The 14396-nt window shown below is 66.1% G+C and carries 16 protein-coding genes and 1 pseudogene; 10 read left to right on the forward strand and 7 right to left on the reverse strand.

The genetic code is table 11. From position 1 onward, the window contains the following. Nucleotides 1-12 precede the first annotated feature (12 nt). The 4 genes and pseudogenes from F6X61_RS14580 to F6X61_RS14595 all read right to left on the reverse strand — a co-directional run bounded on the left by F6X61_RS14580 (nucleotide 13) and on the right by F6X61_RS14595 (nucleotide 2608). A complete protein-coding gene (locus F6X61_RS14580) occupies nucleotides 13-714 on the reverse strand; it encodes a DUF2063 domain-containing protein (protein WP_153787217.1) in 702 nt (233 codons plus the stop codon). Further along, on the reverse strand, nucleotides 707-1540 hold the full coding sequence (locus F6X61_RS14585; RefSeq protein WP_153787218.1) for a DUF692 domain-containing protein: 834 nt from the start codon (nucleotides 1538-1540) through the stop codon (nucleotides 707-709). The genes F6X61_RS14580 and F6X61_RS14585 overlap by 8 nt, the downstream gene beginning before the upstream one ends. Before the next feature lie 81 nt (nucleotides 1541-1621). Beyond that, a pseudogene (locus tag F6X61_RS27635) lies at nucleotides 1622-1876 on the reverse strand (EF-hand domain-containing protein); the annotation flags it as partial. Nucleotides 1877-2044: 168 nt separating this feature from the next. Continuing rightward, nucleotides 2045-2608: a DUF4174 domain-containing protein gene (locus F6X61_RS14595; protein WP_153787219.1), complete on the reverse strand. Its 564-nt coding sequence runs from the start codon at nucleotides 2606-2608 to the stop codon at nucleotides 2045-2047. Nucleotides 2609-2850: 242 nt separating this feature from the next. Between F6X61_RS14595 and F6X61_RS14600 the strand changes: the two genes are divergently transcribed. Beyond that, nucleotides 2851-3069, forward strand: coding sequence for a hypothetical protein (locus F6X61_RS14600; RefSeq protein ID WP_153787220.1), 219 nt, complete (start codon nucleotides 2851-2853; stop codon nucleotides 3067-3069). 42 nt (nucleotides 3070-3111) lie between these two features. On the opposite strand, the gene F6X61_RS14605 is transcribed toward F6X61_RS14600, so the two are convergent. Both F6X61_RS14605 and F6X61_RS14610 read right to left on the reverse strand, forming a co-directional pair. Further along, nucleotides 3112-5472: a DNA polymerase II gene (locus F6X61_RS14605; protein ID WP_153787221.1), complete on the reverse strand. Its 2361-nt coding sequence runs from the start codon at nucleotides 5470-5472 to the stop codon at nucleotides 3112-3114. Nucleotides 5473-5526: 54 nt separating this feature from the next. Beyond that, on the reverse strand, nucleotides 5527-6723 hold the full coding sequence (locus F6X61_RS14610; protein WP_153787222.1) for an MFS transporter: 1197 nt from the start codon (nucleotides 6721-6723) through the stop codon (nucleotides 5527-5529). 117 nt (nucleotides 6724-6840) lie between these two features. Between F6X61_RS14610 and F6X61_RS14615 the strand changes: the two genes are divergently transcribed. Next, on the forward strand, nucleotides 6841-7752 hold the full coding sequence (locus F6X61_RS14615) for a LysR family transcriptional regulator (RefSeq protein ID WP_153787223.1): 912 nt from the start codon (nucleotides 6841-6843) through the stop codon (nucleotides 7750-7752). Here the strand turns inward: F6X61_RS14615 and F6X61_RS14620 are convergent. After that, entirely contained in the window at nucleotides 7733-8653 is a 921-nt protein-coding gene (locus F6X61_RS14620; RefSeq protein ID WP_153787224.1) for a LysR substrate-binding domain-containing protein, read from the reverse strand. The genes F6X61_RS14615 and F6X61_RS14620 overlap by 20 nt on opposite strands. Before the next feature lie 170 nt (nucleotides 8654-8823). On the opposite strand from F6X61_RS14620, the gene F6X61_RS14625 reads away from it, so the two are divergent. The 8 genes from F6X61_RS14625 (at nucleotide 8824) to F6X61_RS14660 (ending at nucleotide 14393) form a co-directional block, all read left to right on the forward strand. Beyond that, nucleotides 8824-9600: a YqcI/YcgG family protein gene (locus F6X61_RS14625; protein WP_153787225.1), complete on the forward strand. Its 777-nt coding sequence runs from the start codon at nucleotides 8824-8826 to the stop codon at nucleotides 9598-9600. A gap of 2 nt (nucleotides 9601-9602) precedes the next feature. Next, on the forward strand, nucleotides 9603-10229 hold the full coding sequence (locus tag F6X61_RS14630; protein WP_153787226.1) for a LysE family translocator: 627 nt from the start codon (nucleotides 9603-9605) through the stop codon (nucleotides 10227-10229). Nucleotides 10230-10263: 34 nt separating this feature from the next. After that, nucleotides 10264-11355 (forward strand): hypothetical protein, encoded by a 1092-nt coding sequence (locus F6X61_RS14635; RefSeq protein ID WP_153787227.1) that lies wholly within the window; start codon nucleotides 10264-10266, stop codon nucleotides 11353-11355. A gap of 92 nt (nucleotides 11356-11447) precedes the next feature. Next, on the forward strand, nucleotides 11448-12167 hold the full coding sequence (locus F6X61_RS14640) for a sel1 repeat family protein (protein ID WP_256671365.1): 720 nt from the start codon (nucleotides 11448-11450) through the stop codon (nucleotides 12165-12167). Between the two features lie 83 nt (nucleotides 12168-12250). Then, nucleotides 12251-12949: an AzlC family ABC transporter permease gene (locus F6X61_RS14645; protein WP_125859123.1), complete on the forward strand. Its 699-nt coding sequence runs from the start codon at nucleotides 12251-12253 to the stop codon at nucleotides 12947-12949. Next, on the forward strand, nucleotides 12946-13260 hold the full coding sequence (locus F6X61_RS14650) for an AzlD domain-containing protein (RefSeq protein WP_011534512.1): 315 nt from the start codon (nucleotides 12946-12948) through the stop codon (nucleotides 13258-13260). Before F6X61_RS14645 ends, F6X61_RS14650 begins: the two co-directional genes overlap by 4 nt. Further along, nucleotides 13257-14090, forward strand: coding sequence for an AraC family transcriptional regulator (locus tag F6X61_RS14655; RefSeq protein WP_153787228.1), 834 nt, complete (start codon nucleotides 13257-13259; stop codon nucleotides 14088-14090). Before F6X61_RS14650 ends, F6X61_RS14655 begins: the two co-directional genes overlap by 4 nt. A gap of 75 nt (nucleotides 14091-14165) precedes the next feature. Then, a complete protein-coding gene (locus F6X61_RS14660) occupies nucleotides 14166-14393 on the forward strand; it encodes a hypothetical protein (RefSeq protein WP_110996175.1) in 228 nt (75 codons plus the stop codon). Nucleotides 14394-14396: the final 3 nt, after the last annotated feature.

Here is a 14396-nt window from a genome sequence, read left to right on the forward strand (position 1 = left end):
TCGGCTGCCGGCTCAAAGCCTGGTCCCGACGATGACGCCCTGCCCGCGCAGCTGCTCCAGCAGCGCCAGGCCATCCGCCTCATCCTTGCCCAGCGCGCGCAGGCGTTGCCTTCCCGTGCCCGGCAAACCCACCAGCAACTGCCAGGCCAGTGGCGCCAGACGGGCGAAGCGAACCTGCAGGTCGATATCGCGGTACACCAGCAGCAAGGTCGGTGCCTCGGGCGCAACGCTCGGCTGGAAGTCCGGGCCGATACGCTCCACTGGCCAACGATAGGCCAGCACGCGGGCCACACAGGACAGCAACGGCTCGCCGGCCAGCAGGTCACCGTCGGGGTGATGGGGCGGGTCTTGCGCATCGCTCAGGTACAGCTGCGCCTCGACCCATTCGTAATGCGCCAGCTCCAGCTGCCAGGGCGTATCGAGGTCGATGCCTTGCAGGTAATCGATGAACGCCTCGGCGATTTCGGTGAACAGCGGCGTCTGGCTGCGGTAATTGGCGTAGAAGTCGTGGACCCGGGCATGCCAGCGTTGCTCGCCTAGGGTTTGCCGCAACACCGGGAAGCTGCCCGCCAGCAGACTTTCGATAGCACCGTAGAACAGCTCGCGATAGACCTTCAGGCGCCGCGCCTCGATACCTGGCGGTGGTGGGTTGGCGGCCGGGTCGCGCAGGTGCCGGGCCAGGGTGAACTGTTGTTCGCGCAGGGTTTCAGGCATGGCAGGGTGCTCCGTGGCGCTGTTGCAGGGCGCGGATGTGCGCCGTCTCGGCCAGCAGCTCGGCCAGCGGCGGGTAGTTGAAGTCGCGCTCGAGCACCGTGGGGTGGGCGCCGAAACGCTGGCAGGCGTTGGCGAACAAGGCCCACACATCCGCCTTGACCGGTGCGCCATGGGTGTCGACCTTGAGGTCCGGTGCCTCGTCGTAGTGCCCCGCCACATGCATGCCCACCACCCGCTCGCGGGGGATGCCGGCGAGGAACGCCTGGGCGTCATAGCGGTGGTTGCAGGCATTGACGAAGACGTTGTTGACGTCAAGCAGCAGGTCGCAACCGGCCTCGTCGAGCACCGCGCGGATGAACTGCAGTTCGCTCATGGCCTGGTAGGGGGCGGCGTAATAGCTGATGTTTTCGACCGCAATGCGCCGGCCCAGCAGGTCCTGGGCCTGGCGGATACGTGCCGCCACATGGCGCACGGCCTCGTCGGTGAACGGGATCGGCATCAGGTCGTAGAGATGGCCGTCATCACTGCAGTAGCTCAGGTGCTCGCTGTACAGGCGCACCTGGTAACGGTCGAGGAACTGCCGGGTGCGGGCGAGAAAGGCGACGTCCAGCGGCGCAGTGCCGCCCAGTGACAATGACAGGCCGTGGCAGGCAATGGCGAAGCGCTCGGCCAGCTGCGCCAGGCCCTGGCCGTAAACACCGCCGACCCCGATCCAGTTTTCCGGCGCGCATTCGAGAAAATCGACCGCGCCGGCCGGCATCGCCAGCAGCTCAGGCAGCAGACCGCGACGCAGGCCAAGGCCTGTGTGCAAGGGTTGCGAATTCATGGGTCAGCCTCCAGAAAGGTGCGCGGCGCCCCAAGGCGCCACGCTACAGCAAGGGGATCAGGCTTTAGCTTTGCCTTCGGCGCCGCACTTGCCTTCGCCGCACTTGCCCTCTGCCTTGTCGGCCTTCGCGTCGGCACCACACTTGCCTTCGGCCTGGCTGGCCTTGCCGCTGCCGCCACATTTGCCTTCGCCGCACTTGCCTTCACCGGCGGCCTTGGCCGCTGCCAACTGATAGCCCTGGCTCAAGGGTTCAACGGCGAACGCACTGTTGCCCAGTACCAGGCCACCGAGCAGGGTGGCGCCGAGCAAGCTGAGGGTCTTGGGGGTCGTTTTCATGGTGTCGCTCCACTTGTGGTTGGAAAGTGGAGCCATTGAAACGTCGCGCTGTGTCGTGGGTGTATCGCGATGAGCGGCGTTTTGTATGCCAGTCGGTCGTGATGAGGCGCAGATACACAGTGATACAGGGAAGGCCTCCTGCTGGCGCAGAAGGCCGTGGCAGAGCGGTCAGTCTTCCAGCGGCTTGGGCGGTTCGGCAGGCTTGGCCGGTTTGGCGGGCTTGCCTGGCTTGCTGTCCTTGGCCTTGGGTTCGGCCGGTGCCACCGCCACCGGCTCGGGCGCGGTGACCGCCTTTTCACTGGCCGGCAGTTCGTCGACGGCCTTGAAGATCACCTGCGGGTCGATTTTTTCACCGCTTTCATCATCCTTGAGGACATGGCGTTCGCCATCCTTGCCCACCAGGATCACCTTGGTGCCCTTGCTGGCGCCGAGTTGCAGCTCGCGAATCAGGGCCATGGTGGTCTGCTGCTCGAGGTTCTTGTCCTCACGCTTGCCCATCATCTGGGCGACGCTGTACAGCACCAGCCCACGCTCCTTGAAACCGGCTTGCACGGCCGGGTCTTTCAAGGCCTCGTTGAGGCCGCGCAAGGTCGGGTCGGCGCTGCTGGGCGCAATCACCACCAGCGGCCGCGCCTTGCCCTGCTCCTTGGCCAGGGGGGCATCGCTGTCGGCGGCAAGCAGGGGGCCCGCGAAGGCGAACAGGGTGGCGAGGGTCAGTGACCTGACGAGCATGGGCATCTCCTTGTTAATTCTCATGACTACAGATCCTGGCGAAAGATCCGACATGCGAGCCTAAACCACCGAACCCGGCGGACAACGCGGGCAAAAGTAACTTGCGATGTCTGAGCGGTAACGGGGTGCGACACCCTGAGCATAGTCCAACCGCCCGCGGGCCAATGGCTGGAGGCATTGTGATAGCATGCGCGCGCCTCGGGAGAGGCATTGCTTGTTCACATTCAGTAAGGAATACGCCCGTGAAAGATTTCGTCATCAGCGTCAACAACATCGTCCTGTACGTTTCACTGGCCTTGATCTGGCTGGTTGCTCTGATCACCCTGTTCAGCGTTGGGTTCCTGCAAGGGCTGGGTATTTTCGTCGGCGGCAGCCTGATGTGGTGCATCGTCTCGGGCTTCTGGTTCGTCCAGTCGGCCACCTACGAAGAGCTGCGCAAGCTCAACGCCAGCAAGGGCTGAGCCATCCAGGGCTGCGCCGCGATGACGCCGCCCTCCCCTGTGCTAGAACAGCGGCAGTTGCTGGCCGGTCAGCGCCGCGAAGTCATCGCCCACGAACGGCAGGATGGCATCGGCCACCGGCTGCAGCTGACGGCTCAGGTAGTGCTGATGGTCAATGGGGGATTGGCGGTTCTCCAGCGGTTCGGGACCTGAGGTGGTGATCAGGTAGCTGATCCAGCCGCCGTTCTGGTACTGCTTGGGCCGCCCCAGCCGGGCGTTGTATTCATCGGCCAGGCGCGCGGCGCGCACATGGGGCGGCACGTTGCGCTGGTAGTCGGCTAGTGGCCTGCGCAGGCGCTTGCGGTACACCAGCAGCTCGTCATCCTCGCCCGCCAGCAGGCGCTGCACGGTTTCACGCACATAGTCGCGATACGGCTGGCCACGGAACACCCGGCCATAAAGCGTTTGCTGGAACTGCCGGGCCAGGGGCGACCAGTCGGTGCGCACCGACTCCAGTCCCTTGTAGACCACGTCCTCGCTGCCATCCTGGCGCTGCACCAGGCCGGCGTAGCGCTTCTTGCTACCCTCTTCGGTGCCGCGGATGGTGGGCATCAGGAAGCGCCGGTAATGGGTTTCGAACTGCAGCTCCAGGGCACTGTCCAGCCCCATGGTTTCGCCCAGGTGCTGGCGCCACCATTGATTGACCTCGGCCACCAGCGCGCGCCCGATGCGCGCCGCGGCCTCCTCGCCGTGGGCACCCTTGAGCCAGACGAAGGTGGAGTCGGTATCGCCGTAGATCACGTCGTAGCCACGCGCCTCCACCAGTGCCCGGGTCTGGCGCATGATCTGGTGGCCGCGCATGGTGATCGACGAAGCCAGGCGCGGGTCGAAGAAACGGCAACCACTGGAACCGAGCACGCCATAGAAGGCGTTCATGATGATCTTCAGCGCCTGGGACAACGGCGCATTGCCGTCGCGCTTGGCGGCCTCGCGCCCTTGCCACACGCGCTCGACGATGGCCGGCAGGCAGTGCTCGCTGCGCGAGAAGCGCCCACCGCGGAAACCCTCGACCGAGTGCGCGTCGTCCGGCTGGCGCAGGCCCTCGACCAGGCCGACCGGGTCGATCAGGAAGGTGCGGATGATCGACGGGTACAGGCTCTTGTAGTCGAGCACCAGCACCGAGTCGTACAACCCTGGGCGCGAATCCATGACGAAGCCGCCAGGGCTGGCTTCGTCGGGGCGGCTGCCCAGGTTGGGTGCGACGAAACCCAGGCGGTGCATGGGCGGGATGTACAAATGACAGAACGCCGCCACCGAGCCGCCGCTGCGGTCCACCGGCAGGCCGGTGACGCTGGCGCGCTCGAGCAGGAAGTCGAGCAGCCGGGTGTGGGCGAAGATCCGCGTGACCAGCTCACAGTCCTTGAGGTTGTAGCGGGCCAGCGCCGGCTTGTCCTCGGCGAACTGGCGGTTGATCTCGTCCATGCGCTGGTAAGGGGTGCTGATGGCCTTGCCCTCGCCGAGCAACTGCTGGGAAACGCTCTCCAGGCTGAACGAGGGGAAACTCCAGGTGGCTGAACGCAACGCCTCGATGCCATCGATCAGCAGCCGCCCGGGGGCTTCGGCGAAGAAGTGGCTGCGGCTGCCGTGCTCGCGCAGGTGCAGCGGCGCGCCATCACGGCCCAGGCACAGCGGCACGTTCAGCCGCTTGGCGTGCTCATGCAGCAGGCGCAGGTCGAACTGCACCAGGTTCCAGCCGATGATCGCGTCGGGGTCGTGGCGCGCCAGCCACTGGTTGAGGCAGTGGATCAGCCCGGCGCGGTCGTCGCAGTAGTGCAGGTCGAAATCCACCTGGCTGGCATCACCATTGGCCGGGCCGAGCATGTACACCGTGCGCTGGCCGCAGCCCTCAAGGCCGATGCTGTACAGCTCGCCGCGCTCGCTGGTCTCGATGTCGAGCGAGGCCAGACGCAGCGGTGGGCGATAGTCGGGGTCGGGTTTGAGCTGGGCGTCGATCAGCGTGCCGTTGGCATCGGGCCGGCCATCGAAACGCACCGGGGCGGTGATGAAACGCTCCATCAGGTAGCGCTCGGGCGGACGGATATCGGCTTCGAACACCTCGATGCCGGCAGCGCGCAGGCGCTTGTCGAGGGCGATCAGCTGACGGTGCTGGCGGCAGTACAGGCCCAGCACCGGGCGCTGGTCGAAGTCGCGCAGTTGCAGCGGTTTGAGCTCGACCCCTTGCTCACCGGCCAGCAGCACCTTGGCATGCTCGGCCTGGGCGACGGGGATGAACGCCACCGACGGTTGCGGCGCCAGGCGCAGGTGGCGTGGGCCCTGGTCGGTGGCCAGCCAGAACTCGACACAGGTGCCTTCGGGCGTGTCGTGCCAATGGCGGGTGAGGACAAAGCCCTGTTGACGCTGCACTGCGTGGTCCTTGCTGGGTTGCTGGAGGGCGATTCTACACCCTGCAGGGGCCGATCAGCGTGCGCCTGCGACGAATCCGGCGCGGCGCCCGGCAAACACCAGCAGCCAGGCCAGCCCGGTGAGCGCCAGCACCACGCCACCGAACGAGCCGACCCCGGCCCCGGTCAACAGCAGCCCGCCAATGATCCCGCCCAGGGCGATCGCGCTGTTCCACACCGTCACCAGCATCGACTGCGCCACATCGCCCCCCTCGCCCGCCGCATCGGCGCAGGCGGTCTGCAGCAGGGTCGGGGCGCCGCCGTAGGTCATCCCCCACAGTGCCACGCTGGCATGCACCAACCAGGCCGAACCCTGGGTGTGCCCCAGGGCCAGGGTGGCCACGGCGAAACCGGCCAGGCACAGCAGCACCAGGCCGCGCAGATGGCGGTCGACGCCAAGCCCGACCAGGGCGATGCCCGCCAGCGAAGCCAGGCCGAAGGTCATCAGCACCTGGCCGACATCGGCGCCCATGCCGGCCGCCGCCAGTAGCGGCACGATGTAGGTGTAGAGGATGTTGTGGCCGAGGATCCACGCCAGGATCACCAGCAGCACCCGCGCCACCCCTGGGGTACGCAGCACGCCCAGCGCGGCAGGCCGCTTGCCGGCGGCCTGGCCGGTGAAGTCGGGCACCGCGCGCAACACCCAGGCCACCAGCAGCAAGGCTGCCAGGGTGACCACCACGAAGGCGGCGCGCCACCCCAGCCAGGCGCCCAGCCAGGTGCCGATGGGCAGGCCCAGCGACAAGGCGATGGGCTGGCCGAGCATGGCTAGCGCCATCGCCTTGCCTTGTTGTGCCGGTGCCACCATGCGCCGCGCATGCCCGGCGATCAGGCCCCAGGCCAGGCCGGCGGCGGCGCCGGTGAGAAAGCGCAGCAGCAAGGTCAGCTGATTGTCGCTGGACAGCGCGGTCAGGCCGTTGAACAGGATGAAACCGACGATGGCCAGCAGCAGCGCCCGGCGCCGCCGCCAGCCTTGGGTCAGGGTGACCAGCGGGATGGCGGTGAGCAACGAGCCCAGCGCATAGGCGGTGACCCACTGCCCGGCCATGGCCTGGCTGATGTGCATGCCGTTGGCGACCTGGTCGAGCAGGCCGGCGGGCAGGGTTTCGCTGAGGATGGCGATGAAGCCGGTCAGGGCCAGGGCCAGCAGCCCGCTCAAGGGCAGGCGCGTGGCGTTGGCGGGCGCCTCTGCGGCGGTGAAGGTTGAGTTCATGGGGTGTCGTCCTGGGCAGTGATCAAGGCCGGCATCTTGCGGCGCCGAGGCACTGCGGAAAAAGATGGGTAGAATTCCGCACATCCAGGACATCAAGGTCCGCAATCGGAGCACGACATGGACAGCCTCAGCGGTTTCGTGGTTTTCAACCGGGTTGCCGAAACCCGCAGCTTCGTCGCCGCCGGCCAGTCGCTGGGCATCAGCGCCTCGGCGGTGGGCAAACGCGTGGCGCGCCTGGAAGGCCGCCTGGGCGTGCGCTTGTTCCACCGCAGCACCCGCAGCATCACCCTGACCGCCGAGGGCGCGCTGTTTCTCGAGCGCAGCCGGCGCATCCTGGCCGAGATCGAAGCCACCGAGCAGGAACTGTCGCAGGCCAACGGCGCCCCCCGCGGGCGGCTGCGGGTAAGCCTGCCGCAGGTGACCGGGCTGGTGATGCCGGCACTGGCCGAGTTCATGGCGCGCTACCCGGACATCGAGCTGGACCTGGACTTCAGCGACCGCATGGTCGACATCATCGGCGAGGGTTTCGACGTGGTGATGCGCGGTGGCCAACCGCTGGATTCGCGCCTGAACGCCAAGTTCCTCGGCCATTTCCAGCACCGCCTGGTGGCCTCCCCGGACTACCTGCGCGAGCATGGCCTGCCCGTGCATCCGCGCGAGCTGGCCGGGCACCGCTGCCTGCACTACCGCTTCCCCAGCAGTGGCAAGCTGGAAACCTGGCCGCTGCGCCGCGAACACCCCGAGCAGGACTACGAGATTCCCATCTCGATGGTCTGCAATCACGTCGAGACGCGCATCTGCTTTGCCCTCAACCACCGCGGCATTACCTGCCTGCCGGACTTCAGCGTGCGCGCCGCGCTGGCCAGCGGCAGCCTGGTGAGCGTGCTCGACGACTTCATCGAACGGCGCGGCAGCTTCTATCTGCTGTGGCCGTCGGGGCGGCAGGTGCCGCCGCGGTTGCGGGTGTTCATCGATTTCATGCTCGAACGGGTGTTCCCCGGCAACGCGGTCAGCCGTACAGGTAACTGATGTCCTTGTGCGCCAGGGGCGGCACCCGGGCCAGCAGGTAGTCGCGCAGCTTGTGCATCTGCCGGGCCTTGGGGCTGGACTTGAGCCAGGTCATGTAATAACCGTCGCCAGTGGCGACTGCCTGCGGGAAAGGCGTGACCAGGTTGCCGACGGCCAGGTCGGCGCTGGCCAGCACCAGGTCGACCACCGAAATGCCCAGGCCCTGCTGGGCCGCCGAGATGCCCTGGTCGAGGGTATCGAACACCTGGCCCTGGTCGATGCTGATGTCCGGCGCAGCCACCCGCGCCAGCCAGCGCCGCCAGTCGCGCCGATCCGGTGAGGGGTGAAGCAGCTCGCAGCCTTCGAGCACGGCCAGGTCCGGGGCGGGCCCGGGCAGGTAGTCGGGGTGGCAGACCGGGATCAGCCATTCATCGAACAGCTTCAGGCTCTCGACGTCTGCCGGGAAACGCCCGTTGCCGAGCAGGATGGCGCAGTCGTAGGGCTCTGAGTAGAAGTCCACGGCGTCGATGTCCATCCACACGCTCGACAGCTGCACCGCGCAGCTGTTGTCGACCTTCTTGAAGCCGTCCAGCGCACGCAGCAGCCAGCGTACCGTCAGCGTGGACGGCGCCTTCAGGCGCAGGCCGTAGCGGTCCTGGCGCAGCAAGGCACAGGCGTTTTCGATGATCTTGAAGCCGACCTTGAGCTCCTCGGCCAGCAGCCGGCCATGCTCGGTCAGGCGCAGCTTGGGGCCACGCCGCTCGAACAGGTCGCAGCCGAACAAGGCTTCGAGGGTCTTGATGTGATGGCTGACCGCGCCCTGGGTCAGCGCCAGCTCCTGGGCGGCGCGGGTGAAGGAGCCATAGCGCGAGGCAACTTCGAAGGCACGCAGCGCGTGCAGGGCCTGAATCCGTTCCGACATGGGGCTTTCCAAAGCATGAGTGAGACTAATAGTTGGTCATAGTTCCAGGCGTTTTACAACCTATGACCCTTTTCGGAAAATGCCGGAAACAACAAATATAGAGCGGTTAACCGTATGGATATGCCGGTAAAACCACCTTAACTGCCAATTTGCGACTACCTGGGGAAATCATGTTTACGGGTTATGGAAATTGCTACCGCCTGGATGCGCTGGAGCTGGCCGATGAACATGTTCAGAACCCACACCACTGGACACACAAGGCCATAGAACACTTCAAGGAAACCCTCGCCAACCCCGACTTCCCTTGCCTGTTCGGGCGCAAGGCGGTGAATGCGCGCACCTGCCACATCCTCTTCGCCCGTGCAGAGCAACTGGCCGACGACATCGCCCGCGGCCTTGCCGACTACATCGCCACCATCGAGCCCATACCGCTCAAGCAGCGTATCGGCAACCCGTTGCTGGTGTTCCTGCAAACTGCCGCCGACACCTCGCTGCAACAGCAGCAGGCCCTGGCCTGGGACGTACTGCGCCAGGTAAACGGCCGTGACCCCCTGCCCTGGCCAAGCGAGGTGCCACAGGACCCGCACGACAACCAGTGGTCGTTCTGCTTCGCCGGCATGCCGCTGTTCATCAACATGAACTTCCCTGCCCACCGCCTGATGAAAAGCCGCAACCTGGGCCGACACATTGCCTGGGTGATCAACCCGCGGGAAAGTTTCGACGAGGTGGCCAGCGCCAACACCGCCAGCGGCCAGCGGATCCGCGCACGCATTCGCGAGCGGGTGCAGCACTACAACGATGGCGTGATGCCGGCCTCGCTGGGCTTCTTCGGCCAGCACGACAACTTCGAATGGCAGCAGTACCAACTGCAGGAACCCGGCTCGCTGAACCCGGCCCGCTGCCCCTTCCATACCTGCGCAACACCCGACCCTTTGATCGAGAACTGAACGTGAATACCGCACTGACCGCCACCTACGCCCTCACCGTCCTGCTGCTGATCGCCACACCCGGCCCGGTGGTGGCGTTGATCGTCAACACCGCCGCCGCTGCCGGCTCGCGCAAGGCCCTGTTCACCGCCATCGGCACCAACTGGGCCTCGCTGGTGCTGATCGGCGTCGCGGCCTGGATCATCATGACCAGTGCAGCCATCGACAAAACCTGGCTCAACGGCATGAGCCTGCTGGGCTGCCTGTTCATCGGCTACATCGCCGTGGGCACCCTGCGCGAAGCCCTGCAGGCCCCGGCACAGCCAGCCGCAGTCGAAGCGCCAGCAGCTACCCGCGGCGGCCTGCTGCAGGGGTTCATGGTCGGTATTTCCAACCCCAAGGACATCATCTTCTTCATCTCGTTCTTCCCGCAGTTCATCCAGATCACCGAGTCGTTCGGCAAGAGCATGGTGGTGCTGTCACTGCTGTGGATCGCCATCGACTTCGCCGTGCTCAGCCTGTACATCTTCGCCATCGGCAAGATCGCCTCGCAGCGCAGCAACCGCCTGATCAGCCTGGCTTCGGGGGTTGCCCTGCTGCTGATCGCCGGCGTGGGCCTGGCCTACAACCTCAAGGCCCTGGCGGCCTGAGCCCTGCCGTGCGGCACGCCGCCAAGGAGCGTCCATGACCCTGATCGCCAAGCCCTCGGCGGGTGCTGCGCAGCCGTTGCAGGACAGCTATCAGCGCTTCCTGCAACTGGGCAGCCGCCGCGCACCGCAAACACTGTACGTGCACGAACAGGGCTATCGCTCCAGCACCATCAACACCGACGCACAGGGCATGCGCTACAGCCATCGCGCCGGCAAGCGCTTTTCGGTGGCCGAGTGCACAGGCGCAGGGCGCATCAACCTGCTGGTGGGGGGCTCCACCGCGCTGGGGGTCGGTGCCAGCTGCGATGAACATACGGTGGCGTCCAAGCTGTCGCTGCTGACCGGCGAGACCTGGCTGAGCCTGGCCGGATGCGGGCTCAACGCCACACAAGAGCTGCTGCTGTTCCTCACCCATCAGCACCGCTTTGGCCAGCTCGGCCATGTCGTGGTACTCAGCGGGTTGAATACCCTCGCCCAGGAGGCGCTGGTCGAGATACTCGCCGCTACCCATGACCCGCAGCACTCACAGGCCCACCTGGCATTTCTCAATCGCTTCAACGAGGGGGTGCAGGACACCGCGCCGGCGCGGCGCGCCTCATTGTGGCAGCAGCTGCGCCATGCCGTTGCGCCTCGCCAGGCGCCGCAGTGGCCGACGCTCGATGCGTTGTCGCCCGCGGACAAACGCCTGGCCCGCGCCGCCGACAGCATCGGCCGTTCCTTGCGCCAATGGGAGCGCCTGCTGGCAGACGACCATACCAGCCTGACCTTCATCCTCCAGCCGCTGCTGCCCTGGTGCCGCGAGACGCTGCCCGCCGGCGAGCAATCGATGCTGGCCGGGCTGGCGAAGCAACCGACCAACTTCGATCGCCTGCTCGGTGACAGCTATGACCGCCAGCTGCACTCGGCATTTTTTCGACGCATCAGAAGCCAGGCCGAGCCAGTCCCTTGCTACGACATGAACTGCATGCTCAGCAGCTCACCGGTTTTTGCCGAAGACCTGTTCGTCGATCGCCTGCATTTCAACGATCAAGGCAACAATGCCCTGGCCAAAGTGATCACCGCCAAGCTGGGCCTGGCCCAGGAAAAACACGCACAACGCCGAGTGCCGCCGGTCAGGCAGGGCTGATAGGGGTTTCCCGGGCTTCCGGCAAGCGGACGAGGATGGCTAGAATACGCTGTCGTCGCACCTGATTCGCCTGAGGCACACCCACACCTGCCATGACCATTCAAGCCGTCTACCCACGCCAAGGGCTCAACGCCCTGCGCGCGGCCTGTCTGCCGCTGCTGCTGACGACGTTCCCTGCCCAGGCGTTGGAGGTGAGCATCGACCCGCATGCTGACCTGCTGTACCGCCAGGCCCTTCCGTTACTGGAACAGGCGGACGTGACAGACGACAGCGCCAACCTGATGCGTACCGTGGCAAGCGACCCCGAACTGAGCCGCCAGGGCCAGGCCATGGCCCGCACCCTGCCCACGGCGGTGACGCTACTGAAGAAATCAGTGGCACTCGATCACCCGGTCGCGCAGTACCGCCTGGCGCTGTACTACATCACCTTCCTGCCGACCGCGCAGATCCCGGACGCTGCCTGTCCACTGCTGGAAGCCAGCCTCAAGCAAGGCTTTGCCCCGCCTGCCTTGGCCATCGCCCGTTGGTGTCGGCCGTACAACAGCAGCCCTGCCTACCGCGAGGCGCTGGAGTCGATCCCGCGTATGGCCACCCTGTATGCGCCCTACTACCCGCAGCCGGCCACCCGCCTGGCCTGCAGCCGCAGCCGGCCACAAGGCCTGGCGCTGCAATGGGGGCGCCAGAGCGACTACCAGGCCGAAGTCCTGCGCCTGCTCAGTGACCTCGACCCGGTGCGGCGCCAGGCCTTGCTGCAGAAGGCGGTGGAAATCAACGGCTGCAATACGGCGCAACAGCACTTGAGCAATCGCTGAGCCACAAACCAGCAAGAACGTTCAAGCCAGCGGGCGGCACCTCTGGCATGCTGGCCCACCCTGTCGATTCGTTGTCGTGCCCCATGCCCAACCCTACCCTGGCCCGCCAGGCATTCGTCCATGGCGCCATCGCCATCCTGCCGCTGTCACTGGCCGTCGCCCCCTGGGGGCTGCTCGCCGGCTCCATGGCCATCGAAGCCAACCTCAGTGCCTGGCAAGGCCAGGGCTTATCGGCCATTGTCTTCGCTGGTGCCGCGCAGTTGGTGGCGATCGGCATGCTCAAGGGCGGCGCCAACCTGTTCTCGATCCTGCTCACCACGCTACTGCTGACCTCGCAACACCTGCTTTACGGACTGTCGATGCGGCCCGTGCTGTCGGGGTTACCGACGCGCTGGCGGCTGGGGTTGGGTTTTTTGCTCACCGATGAGTTCTTCGCCCTGACCAGCCACCACGACCAGCAGCAGTTCAACCGCTGGTACGCCCTGGGAGTGGGACTGACCTTCTACGTGGCGTGGAACCTGTTCACCCTGGCCGGCATCATCCTCGGCCAGAACATCCCGCACCTGGATCAGCTGGGCCTGGATTTCTCCATCGTCGCCACCTTCGTCGCGCTGATCGCGCCGCTGGTGCGCAACCTGCCCACCGTGGTGTGCGTGGCGGTGTCACTGTTCTGCTCGGTGCTGTTCAGCTTCTGGCACTGGGAAACCGCGCTGGTGGCGGCCGGCCTGCTGGGCATGGCTGCGGGCTTTATCTGTCAGAAATTCTCCGGAGGCCGCCCATGATCTGGCTGCTGATCTTCGCCATGGGAGCGGTGGTGTTCCTCAACCGCTATGCCTTCCTGGAGCCGCGCCTGCCCTTGCGGTTGAGCTCCAACGCCCGGCAGTTCCTCGGTTTTGCCGTGCCCGGCATGCTCACGGCAATCTGCGGGCCGATCATCTTCCTGCCTGGCCACCAGCTCGATCTGAGCCCGCTCAACCCCTACCTGCTCGGCTCGCTGGTGGCCATCACCCTGGTGCTGTTGACCCGCAGCGTATTGCTGAGCATGCTGGCAAGCATGTTGATCTTCTTCCTGCTGCGCAGCTGGCTGGCATGACCACGCCCCAACGCGAACAGACTCACCTGTGGCAAGCACCGGCGCTGGGCGACGTCGAGATGCTGCACGCCCGTTACTTCCAGCAGCGCTTCGCCCCGCATGTGCACGAAGGCTACGTGTTCACGGTGATCGAGTCCGGCGCCCAGCGCTTCTGGCACCGTGGCAGCGAGCACCTGGCGCCGGTGGGCAGCATGGTGTTGATCAACCCCGACGAGCTGCACACCGGCGCCACCGCCCACGAGGCCGGTTGGCGCTACCGTGGGTTCTACCCCGAATGCGCACGGGTCACCGGGGTGCTCGACGAGCTGGAACTGGGCCGCCACGGCATGCCCCTGTTCAAGGCCAGCGTCATCCAGGACCCGGCACTGGCCGCGGCCTTCAGCCAGCTGAACCAGCGTTCGGAGGCCGGTGCCAGTGCCCTCGAACAACAGACCGCCTGGCGCCAGGCGGTGTTGGCGCTGGTGCAGCGCCACGGCCACTGCGCTGAGCCCGCCGCCCCCGGTCATGAACCACTGGCAGTAGCCCGCGCCCGCGAGTTGCTGGAAAGCCAGTTGGCCGATCCACCGTCGCTGGAAACCTTGGCGGCGGCGGTGAATCTCTCGCCCTTCCACTTCGCCCGGGTGTTCCGCCAGGCCACCGGCCTGCCACCCCATGCCTGGCTCAAGCAACGCCGCCTGGCCCGTGCCCGGGAGTTGCTGCGCAGCGGCCTGCCGGCCCTGGAAGTCGCCTTCAACCTGGGTTTTGCCGACCAGAGCCACCTCAGCCGACAGTTCAAACAGGCCTATGGCGTCACCCCAGGCGCTTACCGCCAGGCCTGCCTGAACCCCTGACGGCGTGCGGCAATCCACCCCAGGCAGCCTGGCAGGCCACTGCTACACTCAAGGGGCTGAACGGAGGATCTCGCCATGTCCGAACGTGAAATCACCAACCTGCTGTCGCTGATGACCCAGCGCCAGGCCAACCTGAGCAGCGCCTGCAAGGAAATCGCCGACTGGATCGATCGCCAGGGCGACGTGCCTGCCGCCGGCAAGATCCGCGCAAGCCTCAAGGCGCTGGAAGCCGACGAAGCGCAGGTGCGCAAGACGCTGACGTCACTGAGCATCGAACGCCCGCTGCCGCGCTTTCGCAGCTGAAAG

Origin of the sequence: Pseudomonas sp. EMN2 (assembly GCF_009650555.1) — a bacterium.
Taxonomy (GTDB): Bacteria; Pseudomonadota; Gammaproteobacteria; order Pseudomonadales; family Pseudomonadaceae; genus Aquipseudomonas; species Aquipseudomonas sichuanensis.